Raw genomic sequence first — 19,794 nt, 5'->3', positions numbered from 1 at the left:
GGGGCTCAGGCGCGCGGCACGGTCTCGCCCGACCTCGTGTCGACCACCTTCCGGCCGTCCAGCGGGGCATCGAGCGTCACCGTGCGGGTCTGCTCCTCGGCGACCAGGATGCAGACCTTCTCCGGATCCGGCGTGGACGCGGTGACCGTGACCCGCACCGTCGTGCCGTCCTCCGTGGCGCGGGCCGTGTAGGTGCTGCACACGCCGCCCCAGAAGGTCACCTCCAGCGTCCGTCCGTCCGCGCTGTACGAGGTGATCTCCGTGCCCGAGCTCTCAGGGTCCTTCGTGGGCTCCGGCGAGGGCGGGGTGCTTCCACGCGTCATGTGCTCCGGGTCCACCGCGACCTGGGCGACGGTGCTCTCAGGGCCGCCCCCTTCGGGCCGCACGGAGAAGAGCCAGGAGGGTACGAGGATCTGCTCACCGTCCGCGTACCGCGCCGCGAGCCCGAACTCGGCCTTCTCGACCGTCACGGTGGTGGCCGGCGGAGTCCCGCCCGAGGCGCCGCAGTCGGGCTCAGGTGCGAGGTCGTCCTCCAGCGGCACGGAGGTGGCGCAGCCGCCGATACCGCCCTTCGAGGCCCGCGCGCTCTCCGCGTTCAGCTGTTTCAGGGTGTCGTCCGCGCCCATCACCGGATAGCTGTCGCCCTTCTCCAGGCCCTTCAGGTGCCCGCTCCCGCCGACGATCTCCCCACCGGCGCCCACCTGGACGCCGGTCGACCAGCCGTACGTCGGCAGCCCGCCCACCACGGGGTCGGCGTTCACCACGCGTACGGAGCCCATCACCTGGTCCGAGTCGAGCGCCGCGCGCTCCTGCCCCACGGCCTTCAGGACCGGAGCCGCCGCGGCCTCGGCCGCCTTCTCGCTGACCGGTGAGCCCGTGCCGGTGTCCGGCCTCGTGTCCTTGGCACAGACGGTGGGCGACTCGCACGCGTCCGTGCCGCCGGAGCCGTACCGGGCGAACGTCCAGGTGCCCGGAGCCTGCTTGATCACCCGCAGGACCGGGCCGGACCCGTCCCCGTCGCTGCCCACCTTCCAGGCGGTGCCCTCCGCGCGCGGAGTCCCCCGCACCCCGAGGGCCTTCGCGAGGCGCGCCACCTCGGACACGGTGACCGTGCCCGCCGCTCGGTGGACGGCGGCCTCGTCCGGGCCGCCGGGCAGTTCGCCCGAGGCGCGGTAGACGGTTCCGCCGCCATGGGGATCCGGTTCGCCCGGGGCGATGCCCTGCGGGGGCGCCGTCGGGCCGCTGTCCGCCGGCGCGTCGAGAGAGAGCAGGGAGGGCGAGCCGGTCCCGGGGCGAAGGCCCGGAGTCGTTTCGCCGGGGGTGTGCGACGCCCAGTACGCGCCGCCGCCACCGGCCAGCAGCACCGCTGCCACCACCGAGGCCACGGCGAGCGGCGGACGCCGCCGCCGGGTTCCGGTCACGTCGTTCTCGGGTCGCTCGGTGCTCACCGGATCGCTCCTTCGACTGCATGGCCGCCACTGGCTCTTGGCCAGTCCCCCCGAGTGGGGGCAACGGTGGGACGGAGCAGACGAGCGCGCGGTTCCCCCGGCCGCTGCGGGGGAGCCGCGCGGTCCGGCCGGTCAGTCCCCGTAGTCGGACATGGCGTCGACCATCCGGGCCGACGAGGGCGGCACCGTGACGCCGTGGATGCGGGAGGGCTCCACCGGCTTCGAGGCGGTCTTCTCGGGTACGACCCAGTGCGGCGCCATGCGCGCGCAGTCACCGCGCAGCTCGGCCAGGCTCATCTCGGACTCGCGCGGAACGATGGTGTTCGACATATCCGCACCGTAGGCACAGGAGTGCTCAGGTAGAAAGCCCTACTATCGGGTAGTTTTGCCCCTTCGGGCACGGTGGTGTCACCGGGTAGCGTGAACTGTCACGCCGTCCCGGAGGGCGCGCTCACGCGTTCCCTTCGCCTTCCGCAGGAGCAGCCCGCCGTGCGCATTGCAGTCACCGGCTCCATCGCCACCGACCACCTCATGACCTTCCCCGGCCGATTCGCCGACCAGCTGGTCGCGGATCAGCTGCACACGGTCTCGCTCTCCTTCCTGGTCGACAACCTCGACGTCCGCCGGGGCGGGGTCGGCGCCAACATCGCCTTCGGCATGGGCGTCCTCGGCACGCAGCCGATCCTCGTCGGCGCCGTCGGGGCCGACTTCGACGACTACCGCGCCTGGCTCGACCGGCACGGCGTCGACACCGAATCGGTCCGGGTCTCCGACGTCCTGCACACGGCGCGCTTCGTCTGCACGACGGACGCCGACCACAACCAGATCGGCTCCTTCTACACGGGGGCGATGAGCGAGGCCCGGCTGATCGAGCTCAAGAGCGTCGCCGACCGCGTCGGCGGCCTCGACCTCGTCTCGATCGGGGCCGACGACCCCGAGGCGATGCTCCGCCACACGGAGGAGTGCCGCTCCCGGGGCATCCCGTTCGCCGCGGACTTCTCCCAGCAGATCGCCAGGATGGACGGCGAGGAGATCCGGATCCTCCTCGACGGCGCGACGTACCTCTTCTCCAACGAGTACGAGAAGGGGCTCATCGAGTCCAAGACCGGCTGGACCGACGAGGAGATCCTGTCGAAGGTCGGCCACCGCGTCACCACCCTCGGCTCCCGGGGCGTCCGAATCGAGCAGGCCGGCCAGGACCCCATCGAGGTCGGCTGCGCGGAGGAGGAGCGCAAGGCCGACCCCACCGGCGTCGGCGACGCCTTCCGGGCCGGTTTCCTCTCGGGCCTCGCCTGGGGCGTGAGCCTGGAGCGCGCCGCCCAGATCGGCTGCATGCTCGCGACCCTGGTCATCGAGACGGTCGGCACCCAGGAGTACACCCTGCGCCGCAGCCCCTTCATGGACCGCTTCACCAAGGCCTACGGGGACGAGGCGGCCTCCGAGGTCCGGAAGCACCTCTCCTAGTACGGGAGGCGAGGACGGTGCGGGCCCGTGGGGGAGCGGCACGGGCTCACACGAGACGGCGGACCACGTAGGCCGAGCCGCGCTCCGTCGGCTCCTCGCCCACGTACTCCTGTTCCCGCATCGCGCACCAGGCCGGGATGTCGAGGCGGGCGGCCTCGTCGTCGGAGAGCACCGTCACCGTGCCGCCCACGGGCACCCCTTCGATCACCTTTGCGAGTTCGATCACCGGGATCGGGCAGCGCCTGCCCAGTGTGTCGACGACGAGCGAGGCGCGCGCCGCGGGGGAGGCCGACACCGGAGCGGGCGCGCCGAGCCTTTCCCGCACCCCGGCCACCACGCCCGGCAGCACGGCCAGGAAGCCGTCGACCTCTTCCTCCGTCGTCCCGGCCGGAAGTGACAGGCGCACGTTTCCCTCCGTGAGCACCCCCATCGCCTTCAGGACGTGGCTGGGCGTCAGGGTGCTGCTCGTGCAGGAGGAGCCGGACGAGACGGAGAACCCGGCCCGGTCCAGCTCGTGGAGCACGGTCTCCCCGTCGACATAGAGACAGGAGAAGGTCACCAGGTGCGGCAGCCGCCGCACCGGATCGCCGACCACCTCCACATCCGGAACCAGCGTTCCCACCGCCGCCCTGACGCGGTCCACCAGGAGGCGCAGCCGCGCCGCCTCCGCCGCCGCCTCGGCGCGCACCGCGCGCAGGGAGGCCGCGGCCGCCACGATCGCCGGGATGTTCTCGTAGCCGGCGGCCCGGCCCGACTCCCGCTCGTCGGCCGGTCCCCGGGGCGCGAAGCGGACCCCCTTGCGGACGGCCAGCAGCCCGACCCCGGCGGGCCCGCCCCACTTGTGGGCGCTCGCGGCCATCAGCGACCAGCGGCCGGGCACCGGCCCCCAGCCGAGCGACTGCGCGGCGTCCACCAGCAGCGGCACGCCGGCGTCGGCACAGAGCTCCGCGGTCTCCTCCACCGGCTGTTCGGTCCCCACCTCGTGGTTGGCGGACTGGAGACAGGCCAGCGCGGTGTCCGCGCGGAGAGCCCCGCCGTACGCCGCGGGGTCCACCGCCCCGGTCCTGTCCACCGGCACCTCGGTGAAGGACCCGCCCTCCGCTTCGAGGGCCGCGGCCGCGTGGAGCACCGAGGAGTGCTCGACCGCGGAGAGGACCAGATGGCGGCCGACACGCCGACGCCCGGAAAGCGCTCCGGCCACCGCCGAGTGCACCGCACGGGTCCCGGACGAGGTGAAGACGAGCTCGTCCGGCCTGCAGCCGACCGCCTCCGCGGCGGTCTCCCTGGCCGCGTCGAGCAGCATCGCGGCCCGCCGCCCCTCGCGGTAGAGGCGGGCGGGATCGGCCCAGCCCTCGTCCAGGGAGGCAAGCAGCGCCTGGCGGGCGACGGGGTGCAGGGGGGCGGAGGAGGCCGCGTCGAAGTAGGGCACACCGTCACGCTAGCCCGCAGGTGGCGTGACCAGGTGACCGGCCGCCAGCGTGACGGGGAGAGGGGGCGTCAGATGGCGCTCACAGGCTCGCATTCCACCCCTTCGGGGTGTCGTGCGGCGCGTTGGGCACCCTCCCCGCGCGGCCCCAAATAGCGTCCAGTAGGGTTTGGTCCGCATAAACATCCAAACCCCTGCCCGCGTCAGGGCCGGCGACCGACCAAGTGAGACGGCCGCGCCGACCGTGCGGGCGAGACTCTCGGGAAGGCGCTACGTGAGTCCCAACGGCTCCGACCGCTCGTCGCGGCGCCCGATGCGGCGGAAGCTGCCGCAGGTGCTGACTGCGGGCCTGGTCCTGGCGACGGCCTCCGGTTGTTCATACAACTGGGAGGATTTCCCCCGCCTCGGTATGCCCACCCCGGTAACGGAAGAGGCCCCTCGGATCCTCTCCCTCTGGCAGGGCTCGTGGGCGGCAGCGCTCGCCACGGGCGTCCTTGTCTGGGGGCTGATCCTGTGGAGCGTCATCTTCCACCGGCGAAGCAGGACCAAGGTGGAGGTACCCCAGCAGACCAGGTACAACATGCCTATCGAGGCGCTGTACACAGTGGTCCCCCTCATCATCGTCTCGGTGTTCTTCTACTTCACCGCGCGCGATGAATCGAAGCTGCTCGAGCTCAGCCCGAAGCCCGCCCACACCATCAACGTGGTCGGCTACCAGTGGAGCTGGGGCTTCAACTACATCGAGAAGGTGGAGGGCCAGCCCTCCGCCGGCAACGAGGTCCCCAAGGAGCTCGACGCCATTCCCAACAGGTTCCGTGAGGACTTCCCCAAGGGCGCCGGCGGCGTCTACGACGTGGGAATCCCCGGTACGCGCAACCCGCAGAACGGCAACCCGGGTCCGACCCTGTGGCTGCCGAAGGGCGAGAAGGTCCGCTTCGTACTGACTTCGCGCGACGTCATCCACTCCTTCTGGGTGGTGCCGTTCCTCATGAAGCAGGACGTCATTCCGGGCCACACCAACTCCTTCGAGGTCACGCCGAAGAAGGAGGGCACCTACATGGGCAAGTGCGCCGAGCTCTGCGGCGTCGACCACTCCCGGATGCTCTTCAACGTCAAGATCGTCTCTCCGGAGCGTTACCAGCAGCACCTCAAGGAGCTGGCGGAGAAGGGTCAGACGGGCTACGTGCCGGCAGGCATCGAGCAGACGGACCCGGCCAGGAATGCGGAGACGAACAAACTGTGAGCATCCTCAACGAATCCCAGGGTGCCGCGGCAGCAGACGACTCGTTCGAGGACGAGCTGCCGGTGCGGCCCAAGCAGCCGGGGACTGTCGTCGTCAAGTGGCTGACCACCACTGACCACAAGACGATCGGCACGATGTACCTGGTCACATCGTTCGCGTTCTTCTGCATCGGTGGCCTCCTGGCGCTCTTCATGCGCGCCGAGCTGGCTCGTCCGGGTACGCAGATCATGTCGAACGAGCAGTTCAACCAGGCGTTCACGATGCACGGCACGATCATGCTGCTGATGTTCGCGACGCCGCTGTTCGCAGGGTTCGCGAACTGGATCATGCCGCTGCAGATCGGCGCGCCCGACGTGGCGTTCCCGCGGCTGAACATGTTCGCGTACTGGCTGTACCTCTTCGGCTCGATCATCGCGGTGGCCGGCTTCCTCACCCCGCAGGGTGCGGCCGACTTCGGCTGGTTCGCCTACTCCCCGCTGTCGGACGCGGTCCGCTCGCCGGGCGTCGGCGCCGACATGTGGATCATGGGTCTGGCCTTCTCCGGCTTCGGCACGATCCTCGGCTCGGTCAACTTCATCACCACGATCATCTGCATGCGCGCCCCCGGCATGACGATGTTCCGCATGCCGATCTTCACCTGGAACGTCCTGCTGACCGGTGTCCTGGTCCTGCTGGCCTTCCCGGTCCTGGCCGCCGCGCTCTTCGCGCTCGAGGCCGACCGAAAATTCGGCGCACATGTATTCGATGCGGCCAATGGTGGCGCATTGCTCTGGCAACACCTCTTCTGGTTCTTCGGCCATCCAGAGGTGTACATCATCGCGCTACCGTTCTTCGGGATCATTTCCGAGATCATCCCGGTATTCAGCCGGAAGCCGATGTTCGGCTACATCGGCCTCATCGCGGCGACGATTTCCATCGCCGGCCTTTCGGTGACGGTGTGGGCGCACCACATGTACGTCACCGGCGGTGTGCTGCTGCCGTTCTTCTCCTTCATGACGTTCCTCATCGCGGTGCCCACCGGTGTGAAGTTCTTCAACTGGATCGGCACGATGTGGAAGGGGTCGTTGTCCTTCGAGACACCGATGCTCTGGTCGGTCGGCTTCCTGATCACCTTCGCCTTCGGTGGTCTGACCGGCGTGATCCTGGCCTCGCCGCCGCTGGACTTCCACGTCTCCGACTCGTACTTCGTCGTCGCGCACTTCCACTACGTCGTCTTCGGCACCGTGGTCTTCGCGATGTTCGCCGGATTCCACTTCTGGTGGCCGAAGTTCACCGGCAAGATGCTGGACGAGCGGCTCGGGAAGATGACGTTCTGGACGCTGTTCATCGGCTTCCACGGCACGTTCCTGGTGCAGCACTGGCTGGGTGCCGAGGGCATGCCGCGTCGTTACGCGGACTACCTCGCGGCAGACGGCTTCACCGCCCTGAACACGATCTCGACGATCTCCTCGTTCGTGCTCGGCCTGTCCATGCTTCCGTTCATGTACAACGTGTGGAAGACAGCCAAGTACGGCAAGAAGATCGAGGTCGACGACCCGTGGGGCTACGGCCGTTCGCTCGAATGGGCGACGTCCTGCCCGCCCCCGCGTCACAACTTCCTCAGCCTGCCGCGCATTCGTTCCGAATCCCCGGCGTTCGACCTGCACCACCCGGAGATCGCGGCGCTCGAGCAGCTGGATCACCTGTCCGAGGGTGAGAAGGTCCTCGCGGGCGGCAAGGAGGACGGCAAGTGAAGATCCAGGGCAAGCTCTTCATCTGGCTCAGCTTCTTCATGCTGGCCATGGCCGTCACGTACGGCGTCTGGTCCAAGGAGCCTGTCGGTACCACCGCGCTCGTCCTGGCCTTCGGGCTGACCATCATGATCGGCTTCTACCTGGCCTTCACGGCCAGCAGGGTCGACGCGATGGCCCAGGACAACAAGGAGGCCGACGTCGCGGACGAAGCCGGTGAGGTGGGCTTCTTCTCCCCGCACAGCTGGCAGCCCCTCTCGCTGGCCATCGGTGGAGCCTTCCTCTTCATGGCCGTCGTCTTCGGCTGGTGGCTGGCCTACTTCTCGGCCCCGCTGCTCCTGATCGGCCTCTTCGGCTGGGTCTTCGAGTACTACCGCGGCGAGAACCGCACCCAGTAGGACACGCCTCCACAGGACGTGTCGCACCCGTACGGGGGCCCGGTCCGCTCAGCAATGAGCGGACCGGGCCCCCGTTTGCAGTCACTGAACGCGCTGGATCGGATGAATCTTCTTAGCGTGGGTTCATGAACCACACGCCGCGCATCCGCACCGTAGTGAGCTGCACTCTGCTGGTCGTGACCCTGGTTGCAGGTGCGACCGCCTGTGGAGGGTCCGACGGTGATCCGCTGTCGCTGAAGCCCTACGACGCCGCCGATCTGATCTCCTTCAACGGCCCGGCCGGGAACGAGAAGGCCAACCCCGACAAGCCCCTCGAAGTCACCGTCAAGGACGACGACGCGAAGATCACCGACGTGACCGCCGTGGACACCGAGGGCCGCCACCTGGCCGGCGAACTCGACGCCGACGGCAAGCGGTGGCACTCCACCACCTCGCTCGCGGCCGGCACCCGATACACCGTCAAGGTCGCCACCGAGAACGGCGACGGGGCTCCCGGCAGCCGTACGTACGCCTTCGGCACGACCTCGGCCAAGAAGTTCCTCAAGGTCTCCTTCGGCCCGCAGGCGGGCACCTACGGCGTCGGACAGCCCCTCACAGCGGAACTCAGCGCTCCGGTCACCGGCCGGGCGGCCAGGGCCACGGTGGAACGCGGGCTGCAGGTCCGGTCCACCCCCGCCGTCACGGGCTCCTGGTACTGGGTCGACGCCAAGACGCTGCACTACCGCCCGAAGGAGTACTGGCCCGCCGACGCCAGCATCGACCTCCGCAGCAACCTCAAGGGCATCAAGCTCACCGACGCCCTCTACGGGGCCGCCACCAAACCCCTGAAGCTCACGACCGGTGACCGCATAGAAGCGATCACCGACGCCTCGGAGCACCACATGACCGTGCTCCGCAACGGCGAAGTGATCAACACACTGCCGGTCACCACGGGGAAGCCCGGCTTCGACACGCGCAACGGCGTCAAGGTCGTGCTCGCCAAGGAACAGTTCGTACGCATGCGCGGCGAGAGCATCGGCATCGCCGCCGGCTCCTCGGAGTCCTACGACCTGCCCGTCTACTGGGCGACACGCGTCACCTGGAGCGGCGAGTACGTCCACGCCGCGCCCTGGTCGACGGGGTCACAGGGCAACGCCAACGTCAGCCACGGCTGCACGGGCATGAGCACCGCCGACGCCGAGTGGTTCTTCGAGACCGTACGCGAGGGCGACATCGTCAAGGTCGTCGGGAGCGACGGCGAGACGATGACGCCGTTCGACAACGGCTTCGGTGACTGGAACCTGGAGTGGGACGCCTGGCTGAAGGGCAGCGCCCTCCACGGTGGCGGCCCGCCCGAGACGGGCACCGACGTCCGGACGGCGCGGCTGCGACCCCAGGTCTGATCCCACGGGGAGTGCGCCACGCCGTGGCAGGACACCGCGGAGGGGTTCGGGGCCCCTCCGCCTCAGGCCTCCACGGAGAGCCTGTGGCGCAGCAGGGAGGCCAGGGCGTTCGCGAGGTCGACCGGGTCGACGGGATGCGTCACAGCGGCGTCCGCACGGCTCCACGTGGCCAGCCAGGCGTCCTGCGGGCGTCCGATCAGCAGGAGCACGGGCGGGCAGTCGAAGATCTCGTCCTTGATCTGCCGGCAGACGCCCATACCGCCCGCGGGGGCCGTCTCGCCGTCCAGTACGCAGACGTCGACACCGCCCCGGTCCAGTGCGCTCAGCACGGCGGGCAGGGTGGCGCACTCCAGGAACTCCACCGGTGGCACGTCCGCCGCAGGCCTGCGCCCGGCTGCCAGCCTCACCTGCTCGCGGGTGTTGGCGTCGTCGCTGTAGACCAGGACCGTGGCGGTCGGCTGCATTGTTCCTCCGTGACGTCTGTGTCTTCGGGGCTCTCGGGGCATGAACCGATGGGCGGATCGTACTCCGGCGGACTGCCTGTCAGCACCGGTAAGGACAGCGATTCGATGGGCCGTTCGGTGAGGACACACACCACTGACACACCGAACGGCACCCCCCGGAGTGAGGGCGGGATAAGCGACCGACATAATGTCGGTCGTGGCGACAGCAACGACAGTAGAAACCGGGCACGCGCACCCGTCGGTCAATCGGCCGAACCTCACCAGCGTCGGAACCATCATCTGGTTGAGTTCCGAGCTGATGTTCTTCGCGGCCCTCTTCGCGATGTACTTCACCCTGCGATCGGTGATGGGACCCGAACACTGGAAGGAGATGGCGCACCATCTGAACTTCCCGTTCTCGGCGACGAACACCACGATCCTGGTGCTTTCCTCACTCACCTGCCAGCTCGGCGTATTCGCCGCGGAGCGGGGCGATGTGAAGAAGCTCCGCACCTGGTTCATCATCACGTTCGTGATGGGTGCGATCTTCATCGGAGGCCAGGTCCTCGAGTACACCGAGCTGGTCAAGGAGGCGGGTCTCTCCCTGTCCTCCGACCCGTACGGTTCGGTGTTCTACCTGACGACCGGCTTCCACGGTCTGCATGTGACAGGCGGCCTCATCGCCTTCCTGCTCGTTCTGGGCAGGACATACGCGGCCTCGAGATTCACCCACGAGCAGGCCACCGCGGCCATCGTCGTGTCCTACTACTGGCACTTCGTCGATGTCGTCTGGATCGGCCTGTTCGCCACGATCTACATGATCAAGTAGCCGGGCTCGCACCCACCCATCATCGACGCAGAAGATCCTGACACCGGGGTAATCCGTGAAAAAGCTCTCCGCACGACGACGCCATCCGCTGGCGGCGGTCGTCGTACTACTCCTCGCGCTGGCGGCTACCGGGGGGCTGTACGCCGCGTTCGCGCCTGCGGGTAAGGCGCAGGCCGACGAAACCGCCCAGTCCCTCGCTATCGACGAGGGTAAGAAGCTCTACTCCGTGGGTTGTGCAAGCTGCCACGGATCCGGCGGTCAGGGGACCACCGACGGGCCGTCCCTCGTGGGGGTGGGTTCCGCCGCCGTCGACTTCCAGGTCGGTACGGGGCGTATGCCGGCTCAGCAGCCGGGTGCCCAGGTCCCGAAGAAGAAGGTCATCTACAACCAGGCCGAGATCGATCAGCTCGCGGCGTACGTGTCGTCGCTGGGTGCCGGTCCGATCACGCCCACGAAGAGTCAGGTCGATCCTTCGGGTGCTGACGTGGCCAAGGGTGGTGACCTGTTCCGCACGAACTGTGCGCAGTGCCACAACTTCACGGGTGAGGGTGGTGCCCTGACGAAGGGCAAGTACGCCCCGAGCCTTGAGGGTGTGAGCCCGAAGCACATCTACGAGGCCATGCAGACCGGCCCGCAGAGCATGCCCTCCTTCCCGGACAGCACGATGCCGGAGCAGGAGAAGAAAGACATCATCGCGTACATCAAGACCGTCAACGGTGACGATTCCGAGACCCCCGGCGGGCTCTCGCTCGGTGGCCTGGGCCCCGTCAGTGAAGGTCTCTTCGGCTGGATCTTCGGCCTGGGCGGCCTGGTCGCCATCGCCGTCTGGGTCGCGGCCCACACCGCTAAGGCCAAGAAGTCATGAGTAGCCAACAGATTCCAGAAGAGAACCTGCCGGTTGAGCAGGGGGCCGCGCACGGCGCGGTCGAGGTCGCGAACGATCCGTTCGCGGACCCGGGGCTGCCGGCCCACCGGCCGCGCGTCCAGGACATCGACGAACGGGCCGCGAACCGCTCCGAGCGGGCTGTCGCGTTCATGTTCACGCTGTCGATGCTGGCGACGGTCGGTTTCATCGCCTGTTACGTGATCTTCCCGGTCGACAAGATCGTCTACATCTGGCCGTTCGGTCATGTGAGCGCGCTGAACTTCTCCCTGGGTCTGACCCTGGGGCTGGCGCTGTTCTTCATCGGCGCGGGTGCCGTGCACTGGGCGCGGACCCTGATGTCGGATGTGGAGGTCGCCGACGACCGGCACGCGATCGAGGCGGAGCCCGAGGTCAAGGCCAAGGTGATGGCCGACTTCGCGGCGGGTGCCGCGGAGTCCGCGATCGGGCGGCGCAAGCTGATCCGCAACACGATGTTCGGTGCGCTGGCCCTGGTGCCGCTCTCCGGTGTGGTGCTGCTGCGTGACCTGGGTCCGCTGCCGGAGAAGAAGCTCCGCTCGACCCTGTGGGCCAAGGGCAAGCAGCTGGTGAACATGAACACCATGGAGCCGCTGCGTCCCGAGGACGTCGTGGTCGGTTCGCTGACCTTCGCCATGCCCGAGGGGCTGGAGGAGGACGCGCACGACTTCCAGACGCAGATCGCCAAGGCCGCCCTGATGATCATCCGGATCGAGCCGGACAACATCAAGGACAAGCGCGAGCGTGAGTGGGCCCACGAGGGAATCGTGGCGTTCTCCAAGATCTGCACCCATGTCGGCTGCCCGATCAGCCTGTACGAGCAGCAGACGCATCACGTGCTCTGCCCGTGCCACCAGTCCACCTTCGACCTCTCCGACGGCGCCCGCGTCATCTTCGGTCCGGCCGGTCATCCCCTTCCGCAGCTGCGGATCGGTGTGAACAGCGAGGGCAACCTCGAGGCGCTCGGTGACTTCGAAGAGCCCGTCGGTCCTGCCTTCTGGGAGCGCGGATGAGTACTGCGACGGAAACACAGCGCAAGGCGCCCGCCGGTGAGCGGGTGGCCGACTGGGCGGACGGCCGACTGGGCATCTACGGCCTGGCCAAGGCCAACATGCGCAAGATCTTCCCGGACCATTGGTCCTTCATGCTCGGTGAGATCTGCCTCTACAGCTTCATCATCATCATCCTCACGGGTGTGTACCTGACGCTGTTCTTCCACCCGAGCATGAACGAGGTCGTGTACCACGGCTCGTACGAGCCGATGCAGGGCATCCGGATGTCCGAGGCCTACGCCTCGACGCTGGACATCAGCTTCGACGTCCGCGGTGGTCTGCTCGTCCGGCAGATCCACCACTGGGCAGCGGTGATCTTCCTCGCCGGCATGTTCGTGCACATGTTCCGGGTGTTCTTCACCGGGGCGTACCGCAAGCCGCGTGAGATCAACTGGCTGTTCGGCTTCCTGCTGTTCGTCCTGGGCATGTTCACCGGGTTCACCGGCTACTCGCTCCCGGACGACCTGCTCTCCGGAACCGGCGTGCGCTTCACGCAGGGCGCCATCCTGTCGATGCCGATCGTGGGCACCTACATCTCGATGTTCCTGTTCGGCGGGGAGTTCCCCGGCGGCGACATCATCGCGAGGTTCTACTCGATCCACATCCTGCTGCTGCCGGGCATCATGCTCGGGCTCGTGGTCGGCCACCTCATCCTGGTCTTCTTCCACAAGCACACGCAGTTCGCCGGGCCTGGCAGGACGAACAAGAACGTCGTCGGCATGCCGCTGCTGCCGGTGTACATGGCCAAGGCCGGGGGCTTCTTCTTCCTGGTCTTCGGCTTCATCGCGATCATCGCGGCGATCGCCACGATCAACCCGATCTGGGCGCTCGGCCCCTACCGGCCCGACCAGGTGTCCACGGGCGCCCAGCCGGACTGGTACATGGGATTCGCCGAAGGCTTCGTCCGTGTGATGCCGGGCTGGGAGATCAACCTCTGGGGCCACACGCTGGTCCTGGGCGTGCTGATCCCGCTGGTCCTGTTCGGTGTGATCCTCGCGGCCCTGGCGCTCTACCCCTTCATCGAGTCGTGGATCACCGGGGACAAGCGCGAGCACCACATCCTGGACCGCCCGCGCAACGCTCCGACGCGCACCGGTCTCGGTGTCGCCTGGGTGACGATCTACTTCGTCATGCTGATCGGCGGCGGCAACGACATCTGGGCGACCCACTTCAACCTGTCGCTCAACGCGATCAGCTGGTTCGTGCGGATCGCCTTCTTCGTCGGCCCGGTCGTGGCGTTCGTCGTCACGCGCCGGATCTGCCTCGGCCTCCAGCGCCGCGACAAGGAGAAGGTGCTGCACGGGCGCGAGTCCGGCACCATCAAGCGCCTTCCGCACGGTGAGTTCGTGGAGATCCACGAGCCGCTCAGCCCGGGGCAGCTGCACACGCTCACGGCGCACGAGCAGTACAAGCCGCTCGAGATCGGCCCCACGGTCGACGAGAACGGTGTCGAGCGCAAGCCGTCGGCGGTCCAGAAGCTGCGGGTCCGGCTCAGCAAGAGCTACTACGGCGAGGACAACCAGATCGCCAAGCCCACCGTCGAGGAGTACAAGGAGATCACCGAGGGCCACGGCCACCACTGATCACCAGCTGAACGCCACAGCGGGAGCCCCGTCCATCCGATGGACGGGGCTCTTCGCCGTCCCCGGGGCTGGATAGGGTGGAGGCATTCTTGTACCGGCTGTGGACCCCAGGAGCGGACCATGAACGTTGTGACCCCGGACGGCGGCGACAGCGTGGCGGCCCCTACCTGGCCCGGCGTGCTGACCCCCCTCCTGCGCGGTGAGGACCTGAGCGAGGACGACACGGCCTGGGCCATGGACCGCATCATGAGCGGCGAGGCCTCCGACGTGCAGATCGCCGGCTTCGCGGTCGCGCTGCGCGCCAAGGGGGAGACCGTCGGCGAGGTCACCGGACTCGTCCGCGCCATGTACGAGCACGCCCACACCATCCACGTGCCCGGCCGCACGGTCGACATCGTGGGGACCGGTGGCGACATGGCCAAGACGGTCAACATCTCCACCATGTCCGCGATCGTCGTCGCGGGGACGGGCGCCAAGGTCGTCAAGCACGGCAACCGGGCCTCCTCCTCGGCGAGCGGGGCCTCGGACGTCCTGGAGAAGCTCGGCGTCAACCTCGACCTGACGCCTCAGCGCGTCGTCGCGGTGGCCGAGGAGGCGGGCATCACCTTCTGCTTCGCCGTGAAGTTCCACCCGGCCCTGCGGTACGCCGCGAGGGCCCGCAAGGAGCTCGGCACGCAGACCACCTTCAACATCCTCGGCCCGCTCACCAACCCGGCCCGGGTGCGCTCCCAGGCCATCGGGGTCGCCGACGTGAGGATGGCGCCCATCGTGGCGGGTGTGCTGGCGGCCCGGGGGAATTCGGCGCTGGTCTTCCGGGGCGACGACGGTCTGGACGAGCTGACCACCACGGCGACCTCGCGGGTCTGGATCGTCCGTGACGGTGCCGTCCGCGAGGAGGCCTTCGACCCGCGTGACGTCGGCCTGGACCTGGTCCCCGTCGAGGCCCTGCGCGGCGCGGACGCCTCGTACAACGCGGACGTGGCCCGTCGGCTGCTCGACGGGGAGAGCGGCCCCGTACGCGACGCGGTGCTGCTCAACTCCGCCGCCGCGCTGGTCGCCCTGGACCCGGCGGAGGGCACGCTGAACGAGCAGCTCGCGGCCGGGATCGCGCGGGCCGCGGAGTCGATCGACTCGGGCGCGGCCAAGCGCGCGCTGGAGCGCTGGGTGGCGGCCAGCAACGCCTGAGGGCGCACGGTGTGAGCAAGGGCGCAGTCCGCATCGCGGACTGCGCCCTTGCGCGTCGTCACGGGTATGGCAAGATGCTGCGCAGGTCATGAGTGACAGCGACTACGGCCCCGGCCCGCTGTCCGGCAACCCTCCGTCCGTGGCGGGGTGCCCCGGGTGAAGACCAGGCCGCAGGCAGCGAGGTCTGTGGCAAGCGCGGGCCCCTCGGCATCGTCGGATGCCACCCCTTGGGGTCCTTGGTCCCAGGGAGCCTCTTGTGAGCAAGCGAATGCGATAGGGCGAGACGCCCTCCTCCGCACACCCTTTTCTCTGTTCCCCGTACTGCTGCCGTGTCCTGTCGGACCGCCGGTGCGTGGATTTCGCCTGCCTCTTACGGGAGTTCGCCATGTCTGTCACCACCGCTGCCGTCGACCAGTCGGTTTGTGCCCCGCTGCCGGTTCTGGGTGCCGATGTCACCGTTCCGCTCGTGACGGGCGGAGATGTCACCTACGCCGCCCTCGACTACGCGGCCAGCGCCCCGGCCCTCCAGCGGGTGTGGGACGACGTGGCCGCCTACGCCCCGTACTACGGCAGCGTGCACCGCGGTGCCGGCTACCTCTCGCAGCTCTCCACCGACCTGTTCGAGAGCAGCCGCGTGACCGTGGCGGAGTTCCTCGGCTGCCGCGCCGACGACCAGGTGGTCTTCACCCGCTCCACGACCGACTCCCTCAACCTGCTGGCCGCCGCGCTTCCCGCCGACTGCCAGGTGTTCGTGTTCGAGACCGAGCACCACGCCTCGCTGCTCCCCTGGCGCGACGCCCGGGTGACCTACCTCGACGCTCCGCGCACCCCTGACCAGGCGGTCGCCACGCTGGAGCGGGCGCTGGCCGCCCGTGACCCCCACGGGCCCGCGCTGGTCTGCGTCACGGGCGCCTCCAACGTCACCGGTGAGCTGTGGCCGGTGAGGGAACTGGCCGTCGCCGCCCACGCCCACGGCGCGAGGATCGTGCTCGACGCGGCGCAGCTGGCGCCGCATCACCCGGTGGACATCGCCGCGCTGGACGTCGACTGGGTCGCCTTCTCCGGCCACAAGCTGTACGCGCCCTTCGGCTCGGGCGTGCTCGCCGGCCGGTCCGACTGGCTGGTGGCCGCGGAGCCCTACCTCGCCGGCGGCGGAGCCTCCCGCAAGGTCGCCCGGCGCACCGACGGCGGCGTCGACGTCGAGTGGCACACCACCGCGGCACGGCACGAGGCCGGATCGCCCAACGTCATCGGCGTCTACTCCATCGCCGCGGCCTGCAAGGCCCTGACCGAGGCGGGCTTCGACCGGCTGGTCGCGCGGGAGCAGCAGCTCGTGACCCGGGTCCGCGAGGGCCTGGCCGGTGTCCCCGAGGTCAAGGTGCTCTCGCTGTTCGGCGACGACGCCCCGAGGGTCGGCGTCATCTCCTTCGTGGTCGAGGGATGGAACAGCTCGCACTTCGCCGCGGCGCTCTCCGCCGAGTACGGCATCGGGGTGCGCGACGGACTGTTCTGCGCCCACCCGCTGGTGCGGACCCTGCTGGGCAGCGAGCCGCAGGACCCGGGCGAGTGCGGCGCCCCGGAGGCCGCGCCGGGGGAGAGGTCCCTCAACGCCATCCGGGTGAGCTTCGGCGCGGGCACGCCGGACGAGCACATCGAGCGGTTCGTCGGGGCCGTCCGGGAGCTGGTGAGCAAGGGCGCCCGCTGGACCTACCGCACCGAGGAGGGCCGCTGTGTGCCCGACCGGGGCGCCGCGCAGGTCTGACCGGTCCGGAGACGGCTCCGGCGGGGGACGGAAGGCATGCCTTCCGTCCCCCGCCGGAGCCGTACGCGCAGGAGCCCTAGGCGTCGAGGCCGATGGCGAAGGCCGCCTCGAGGTCGTGCTGCGAGTAGGTGCGGAACGCCACGTGGGTGTCCGTCGCCTCCACGCCCTGGATCTTGCTGATCCGGCCCGGGATGACATCGGCCAGATCGTCGTGCCGGGCCACCCGGACCATGGCGATCAGGTCGTACGTACCGGTGACCGAGAAGACCTCGCTGACGCTGTCCAGCGCGGCGATGGCCTCGGCGATCTCGGGAATCCGGTCCACGCTGGTCTTGATGAGCACGATCGCGGTGATCACGGCTGTCTTTCTCCCTCGGTGGCCGTGGCTGGAGCTTTCACTCTAGTCCCCCGGAACCGGCCCCAGGCGTAGAGGAACCCGGCCCCGAAGCCCGCCACGTGGGCGAGGTAGGCCACGCCCGGCCCGCTGCCCGCGCTCTGCGCCGCCAGCCACTGCAGGACGAACCAGAACACGAGCACGATCCAGGCGGGGAAACGCAGCGGGAGGAAGAAGAGGAAGGGGAAGAGGCTGGTGACCCGGGCCCGGGGGAAGAGGTAGAGGAACGCGCCGAGCACCGCCGAGATGGCCCCCGACGCCCCGACCAGTGTCTGGTCGGAGTCCGCGTGCACCACCGCGTAGGCCGCCAGAGCGACGTAGCCGCACACGAGGTAGAAGAACGTGAACTCGGCGCGGCCCATGCGTTCCTCGGTCATCGCGCCGAACACGTGAAGGAAGAGCAGGTTGCCCAGCAGGTGCAGCCAGCTGCCGTGCACGAAGAGCGCGGTCAGCGGGGTCAGCGCCGCGTGCGCCGAGCCCTCCATGAGCTCGCTGGGGATCACGCCCCACCGCTCGAAGTACCCGGCCTGGGCGGCCAGGAGGGCGTCGGCGCCGCCGCCGACGGGATTGAACCCGGAGAGCGGGCTGATCAGGAACACCGCGCAGCAGAGAGCGACGATCCCGTACGTGACCGGGGCGCCGCCCGCCGCGGCCGCCGCCCCGAGCTCCCGGGCGCGCTCCCGCCAGTGGACTTCCCGCCGATCGATCACGTACAGAGCATGACGCACCCGGCGAGAACGGGACAGACCGCCTCGCCGTGTCGATAGGTATGCGCAAGGCCGTAGGGTTGCGGCAGGACATCCGCAGTTCGACGGCGCACCGCGAGATCGAAGACCTGGGCACGTACGAGACTCGACGAACGACGAAAGAGGACGCAACGATGACGACGGTTCCCCAGCCGACGGACGGGACCCGCTGGCGCTGCACGCTCTGCGGCAACCTCACCCGTTTCGATGTGACGCGCTCCTCGAAGGTCGTCGAGTACGTGCATCTCGACCTGGCCGGGGAGTCGAGTGTCGAGGAGCGCGAGGTGGTCAGTGAGACCATCGAGTCGGTGCGCTGTCGTTGGTGCAACGCCGTGGATCAGATCGAGCTGGTCGACAGGCCTGGTGCCGACTCCTGACGGGGCCGTGCGGACAGACATATTGGGGTGATGGATGGTGGAGCAGCCGACAGGCGGCGCCGGACCGGCCGACGCGGCCGACGGCACCGCGGAGTCGCTCGACCGTCCGCTGCCCGAGGGTGTGCGCCGCAAGGTGGTGGCGCTGGTCTCGGACGCCTTCGGCGGTCTGACCGTCGGCGAACTCCCCGCCCAACTGCGGCAGTACGCCCGCTTCACTCCCACCAGGCGGGCCAAGTTCGCGGGTAACGCGATGGCGGCCGCGCTGGAGAGCGATCCCGCCTTCCGGCGGCGCATCGGCGAGCGGGTCGGCCAGACCCAGCCGGAGCTGGCCGAAGCCCTCACGTCCGGTGCGCCGCCCGCCGCCGCCGATCCGGTCGACGTGGCCGCCGCCGCCTACGTGCTGCGCCCCGCCGGCTGGGCCAAGCTGGTCGCCGCCGCCGGCGAGGAGGTCCAGCGGGCGCACGCCGAGCGGGCGGACGAGGAGACCAGGCGCGAGCTGGAACGGCTGCGCGAGGAGCTCGACCAGGCCCGTGGCCAGACCAGGGCCGACACCGAGCGGCTGCGCTCGGAGCTTGAGTCCTCCCGCAAGGAGGCCGACTCCCTGCACCGCAAGCTGCGCAGCGCGCTCAGCGAGGTGAAGCGGGGCGAGGCCGCCCTGCGCAAGGCCGGGGCCGAGGCCGACGCCGTGCGCGCCGAGGCCGCGGCCCAGGTCTCCGCCGCCGAGAGCGAGTCCCGCCGGCTCAAGGCCCGGCTGGCCGAGGCGGAGGCCTCCGTCGAAGCGGGCCGCAGGGCTGCCAGGGAAGGACGGTCGGTCGAGGACATGCGGCTGCGGCTGCTCCTGGACACCGTGCTCGACGCGGCCCAGGGACTCCGCCGTGAACTGGCCCTGCCCCCCTCGTCGATCCGCCCCGCGGACGGTGTCGAGGCGGTGGAACCCGGCCGGATGTCACCGAAGGACATTGCGGCCAGGGCCCTTTCGGAGACCGATCCGGCGCTCCTGGACCAGCTGCTCGCCCTGCCGCAGGCGCATCTGATCGTCGACGGCTACAACGTCACGAAGACCGGCTATCCGCAGATGCCGCTGGAGAAGCAGCGGCTGCGCCTCCTCGGCGGCCTCTCCGTCCTCGCGGCCCAGACCGGCGCCGAGATGACCTGCGTCTTCGACGGCGCCGAGCTGGCCGTTCCCGTCCTGCTCGCGCCACCGCGCGGCGTCCGCGTGCTGTTCAGCAAGGCGGGGGTGACCGCGGACGAGCTCATCCGTCAACTGGCGCGCGCGGAACCGCCGGGCAGACCCGTCGTGGTGGTCTCCACCGACCGGGAGGTCGCCGACGGGGTGGCGAAGGCGGGGGCGAGGCCGGTCGCGTCCGCCTTGCTCCTGAAGCGCCTTTCGCGCGTCTGAGGCGTCTTGTGAGGCATGGGCGACTTGCCGGA

Annotated in this window: 19 protein-coding genes and 1 riboswitch; of the genes, 13 read left to right on the top strand and 6 right to left on the bottom strand. The window is 69.3% G+C overall.

What is annotated here, in order from left to right; genetic code table 11:
* Nucleotides 1-5: 5 nt before the first annotated feature.
* Nucleotides 6-1,448 (bottom strand): hypothetical protein, encoded by a 1,443-nt coding sequence (locus tag OG488_RS10045; RefSeq protein ID WP_329227921.1) that lies wholly within the window; start codon nucleotides 1,446-1,448, stop codon nucleotides 6-8.
* A gap of 132 nt (nucleotides 1,449-1,580) precedes the next feature.
* The gene (locus OG488_RS10040) at nucleotides 1,581-1,778 is read right to left on the bottom strand and encodes a hypothetical protein (RefSeq protein ID WP_329227919.1); all 198 of its coding nucleotides are present in this window, start codon (nucleotides 1,776-1,778) and stop codon (nucleotides 1,581-1,583) included.
* A 159-nt stretch (nucleotides 1,779-1,937) separates the two neighbouring features.
* Between OG488_RS10040 and OG488_RS10035 the strand changes: the two genes are divergently transcribed.
* The gene (locus OG488_RS10035) at nucleotides 1,938-2,912 is read left to right on the top strand and encodes a carbohydrate kinase family protein (RefSeq protein WP_329227918.1); all 975 of its coding nucleotides are present in this window, start codon (nucleotides 1,938-1,940) and stop codon (nucleotides 2,910-2,912) included.
* Between the two features lie 46 nt (nucleotides 2,913-2,958).
* On the opposite strand, the gene OG488_RS10030 is transcribed toward OG488_RS10035, so the two are convergent.
* Nucleotides 2,959-4,341 carry a cysteine desulfurase/sulfurtransferase TusA family protein gene (locus tag OG488_RS10030; RefSeq protein ID WP_329227916.1) on the bottom strand — a complete coding sequence of 461 codons (1,383 nt, stop codon included), beginning with the start codon at nucleotides 4,339-4,341 and terminating at the stop codon, nucleotides 2,959-2,961.
* 271 nt (nucleotides 4,342-4,612) lie between these two features.
* On the opposite strand from OG488_RS10030, the gene ctaC reads away from it, so the two are divergent.
* From ctaC to OG488_RS10010, 4 genes are all read left to right on the top strand, one after another.
* On the top strand, nucleotides 4,613-5,581 hold the full coding sequence (gene ctaC, locus OG488_RS10025; RefSeq protein ID WP_329227915.1) for an aa3-type cytochrome oxidase subunit II: 969 nt from the start codon (nucleotides 4,613-4,615) through the stop codon (nucleotides 5,579-5,581).
* Entirely contained in the window at nucleotides 5,578-7,314 is a 1,737-nt protein-coding gene (gene ctaD, locus OG488_RS10020) for an aa3-type cytochrome oxidase subunit I (RefSeq protein ID WP_329227913.1), read from the top strand. Before ctaC ends, ctaD begins: the two co-directional genes overlap by 4 nt.
* Nucleotides 7,311-7,709: a cytochrome c oxidase subunit 4 gene (locus tag OG488_RS10015; protein ID WP_329227911.1), complete on the top strand. Its 399-nt coding sequence runs from the start codon at nucleotides 7,311-7,313 to the stop codon at nucleotides 7,707-7,709. The genes ctaD and OG488_RS10015 overlap by 4 nt, the downstream gene beginning before the upstream one ends.
* A 125-nt stretch (nucleotides 7,710-7,834) precedes the next feature.
* The gene (locus OG488_RS10010; protein WP_329227909.1) at nucleotides 7,835-9,091 is read left to right on the top strand and encodes a L,D-transpeptidase; all 1,257 of its coding nucleotides are present in this window, start codon (nucleotides 7,835-7,837) and stop codon (nucleotides 9,089-9,091) included.
* 62 nt (nucleotides 9,092-9,153) lie between these two features.
* On the opposite strand, the gene OG488_RS10005 is transcribed toward OG488_RS10010, so the two are convergent.
* Nucleotides 9,154-9,555 (bottom strand): hypothetical protein, encoded by a 402-nt coding sequence (locus tag OG488_RS10005; protein ID WP_329227907.1) that lies wholly within the window; start codon nucleotides 9,553-9,555, stop codon nucleotides 9,154-9,156.
* A gap of 187 nt (nucleotides 9,556-9,742) precedes the next feature.
* Between OG488_RS10005 and ctaE the strand changes: the two genes are divergently transcribed.
* From ctaE to OG488_RS09975, 6 genes are all read left to right on the top strand, one after another.
* A complete protein-coding gene (gene ctaE, locus OG488_RS10000; protein ID WP_103513972.1) occupies nucleotides 9,743-10,363 on the top strand; it encodes an aa3-type cytochrome oxidase subunit III in 621 nt (206 codons plus the stop codon).
* A 55-nt stretch (nucleotides 10,364-10,418) separates the two neighbouring features.
* Nucleotides 10,419-11,228 carry a cytochrome bc1 complex diheme cytochrome c subunit gene (gene qcrC / locus OG488_RS09995; RefSeq protein ID WP_329227905.1) on the top strand — a complete coding sequence of 270 codons (810 nt, stop codon included), beginning with the start codon at nucleotides 10,419-10,421 and terminating at the stop codon, nucleotides 11,226-11,228.
* A complete protein-coding gene (gene qcrA, locus OG488_RS09990) occupies nucleotides 11,225-12,277 on the top strand; it encodes a cytochrome bc1 complex Rieske iron-sulfur subunit (RefSeq protein WP_329227903.1) in 1,053 nt (350 codons plus the stop codon). The genes qcrC and qcrA overlap by 4 nt, the downstream gene beginning before the upstream one ends.
* Nucleotides 12,274-13,899, top strand: a complete 1,626-nt coding sequence (qcrB, locus tag OG488_RS09985) for a cytochrome bc1 complex cytochrome b subunit (RefSeq protein ID WP_329227902.1) — start codon at nucleotides 12,274-12,276, stop codon at nucleotides 13,897-13,899. The genes qcrA and qcrB overlap by 4 nt, the downstream gene beginning before the upstream one ends.
* Nucleotides 13,900-14,019: 120 nt before the next feature.
* On the top strand, nucleotides 14,020-15,084 hold the full coding sequence (gene trpD, locus OG488_RS09980) for an anthranilate phosphoribosyltransferase (RefSeq protein ID WP_329227900.1): 1,065 nt from the start codon (nucleotides 14,020-14,022) through the stop codon (nucleotides 15,082-15,084).
* An 84-nt stretch (nucleotides 15,085-15,168) separates the two neighbouring features.
* Nucleotides 15,169-15,286, top strand: a riboswitch (SAM riboswitch).
* A 183-nt stretch (nucleotides 15,287-15,469) separates the two neighbouring features.
* On the top strand, nucleotides 15,470-16,846 hold the full coding sequence (locus OG488_RS09975) for an aminotransferase class V-fold PLP-dependent enzyme (RefSeq protein ID WP_329227898.1): 1,377 nt from the start codon (nucleotides 15,470-15,472) through the stop codon (nucleotides 16,844-16,846).
* Nucleotides 16,847-16,922: 76 nt separating this feature from the next.
* Here the strand turns inward: OG488_RS09975 and OG488_RS09970 are convergent, their stop codons facing one another.
* Both OG488_RS09970 and OG488_RS09965 read right to left on the bottom strand, forming a co-directional pair.
* Nucleotides 16,923-17,204: an Lrp/AsnC family transcriptional regulator gene (locus OG488_RS09970; RefSeq protein WP_033303376.1), complete on the bottom strand. Its 282-nt coding sequence runs from the start codon at nucleotides 17,202-17,204 to the stop codon at nucleotides 16,923-16,925.
* Nucleotides 17,201-17,950 (bottom strand): rhomboid family intramembrane serine protease, encoded by a 750-nt coding sequence (locus OG488_RS09965; RefSeq protein ID WP_329227895.1) that lies wholly within the window; start codon nucleotides 17,948-17,950, stop codon nucleotides 17,201-17,203. The genes OG488_RS09970 and OG488_RS09965 overlap by 4 nt, the downstream gene beginning before the upstream one ends.
* A 170-nt stretch (nucleotides 17,951-18,120) precedes the next feature.
* On the opposite strand from OG488_RS09965, the gene OG488_RS09960 reads away from it, so the two are divergent.
* Together OG488_RS09960 and OG488_RS09955 are read left to right on the top strand one after the other, a co-directional pair.
* Nucleotides 18,121-18,363 (top strand): hypothetical protein, encoded by a 243-nt coding sequence (locus tag OG488_RS09960; RefSeq protein ID WP_014156692.1) that lies wholly within the window; start codon nucleotides 18,121-18,123, stop codon nucleotides 18,361-18,363.
* A 37-nt stretch (nucleotides 18,364-18,400) separates the two neighbouring features.
* Nucleotides 18,401-19,762, top strand: coding sequence for an NYN domain-containing protein (locus tag OG488_RS09955; protein WP_329227893.1), 1,362 nt, complete (start codon nucleotides 18,401-18,403; stop codon nucleotides 19,760-19,762).
* Nucleotides 19,763-19,794: the final 32 nt, after the last annotated feature.

Source organism: Streptomyces sp. NBC_01460 (assembly GCF_036227405.1).
GTDB lineage: Bacteria > Actinomycetota > Actinomycetes > Streptomycetales > Streptomycetaceae > Streptomyces.
This window is presented reverse-complemented; position numbering and strand designations above follow the sequence as displayed.

Coding starts and splice junctions, on each gene's coding strand:
- OG488_RS10040 (WP_329227919.1), bottom strand. CDS start 1,778: ATGTCGAACACCATCGTTCCGCGCGAGTCCGAGATGAGCCTGGCCGAG.
- OG488_RS10010 (WP_329227909.1), top strand. CDS start 7,835: ATGAACCACACGCCGCGCATCCGCACCGTAGTGAGCTGCACTCTGCTG.
- OG488_RS10005 (WP_329227907.1), bottom strand. CDS start 9,555: ATGCAGCCGACCGCCACGGTCCTGGTCTACAGCGACGACGCCAACACC.
- ctaE (WP_103513972.1), top strand. CDS start 9,743: ATGTCGGTCGTGGCGACAGCAACGACAGTAGAAACCGGGCACGCGCAC.
- qcrA (WP_329227903.1), top strand. CDS start 11,225: ATGAGTAGCCAACAGATTCCAGAAGAGAACCTGCCGGTTGAGCAGGGG.
- qcrB (WP_329227902.1), top strand. CDS start 12,274: ATGAGTACTGCGACGGAAACACAGCGCAAGGCGCCCGCCGGTGAGCGG.
- trpD (WP_329227900.1), top strand. CDS start 14,020: ATGAACGTTGTGACCCCGGACGGCGGCGACAGCGTGGCGGCCCCTACC.
- OG488_RS09975 (WP_329227898.1), top strand. CDS start 15,470: ATGTCTGTCACCACCGCTGCCGTCGACCAGTCGGTTTGTGCCCCGCTG.
- OG488_RS09960 (WP_014156692.1), top strand. CDS start 18,121: ATGACGACGGTTCCCCAGCCGACGGACGGGACCCGCTGGCGCTGCACG.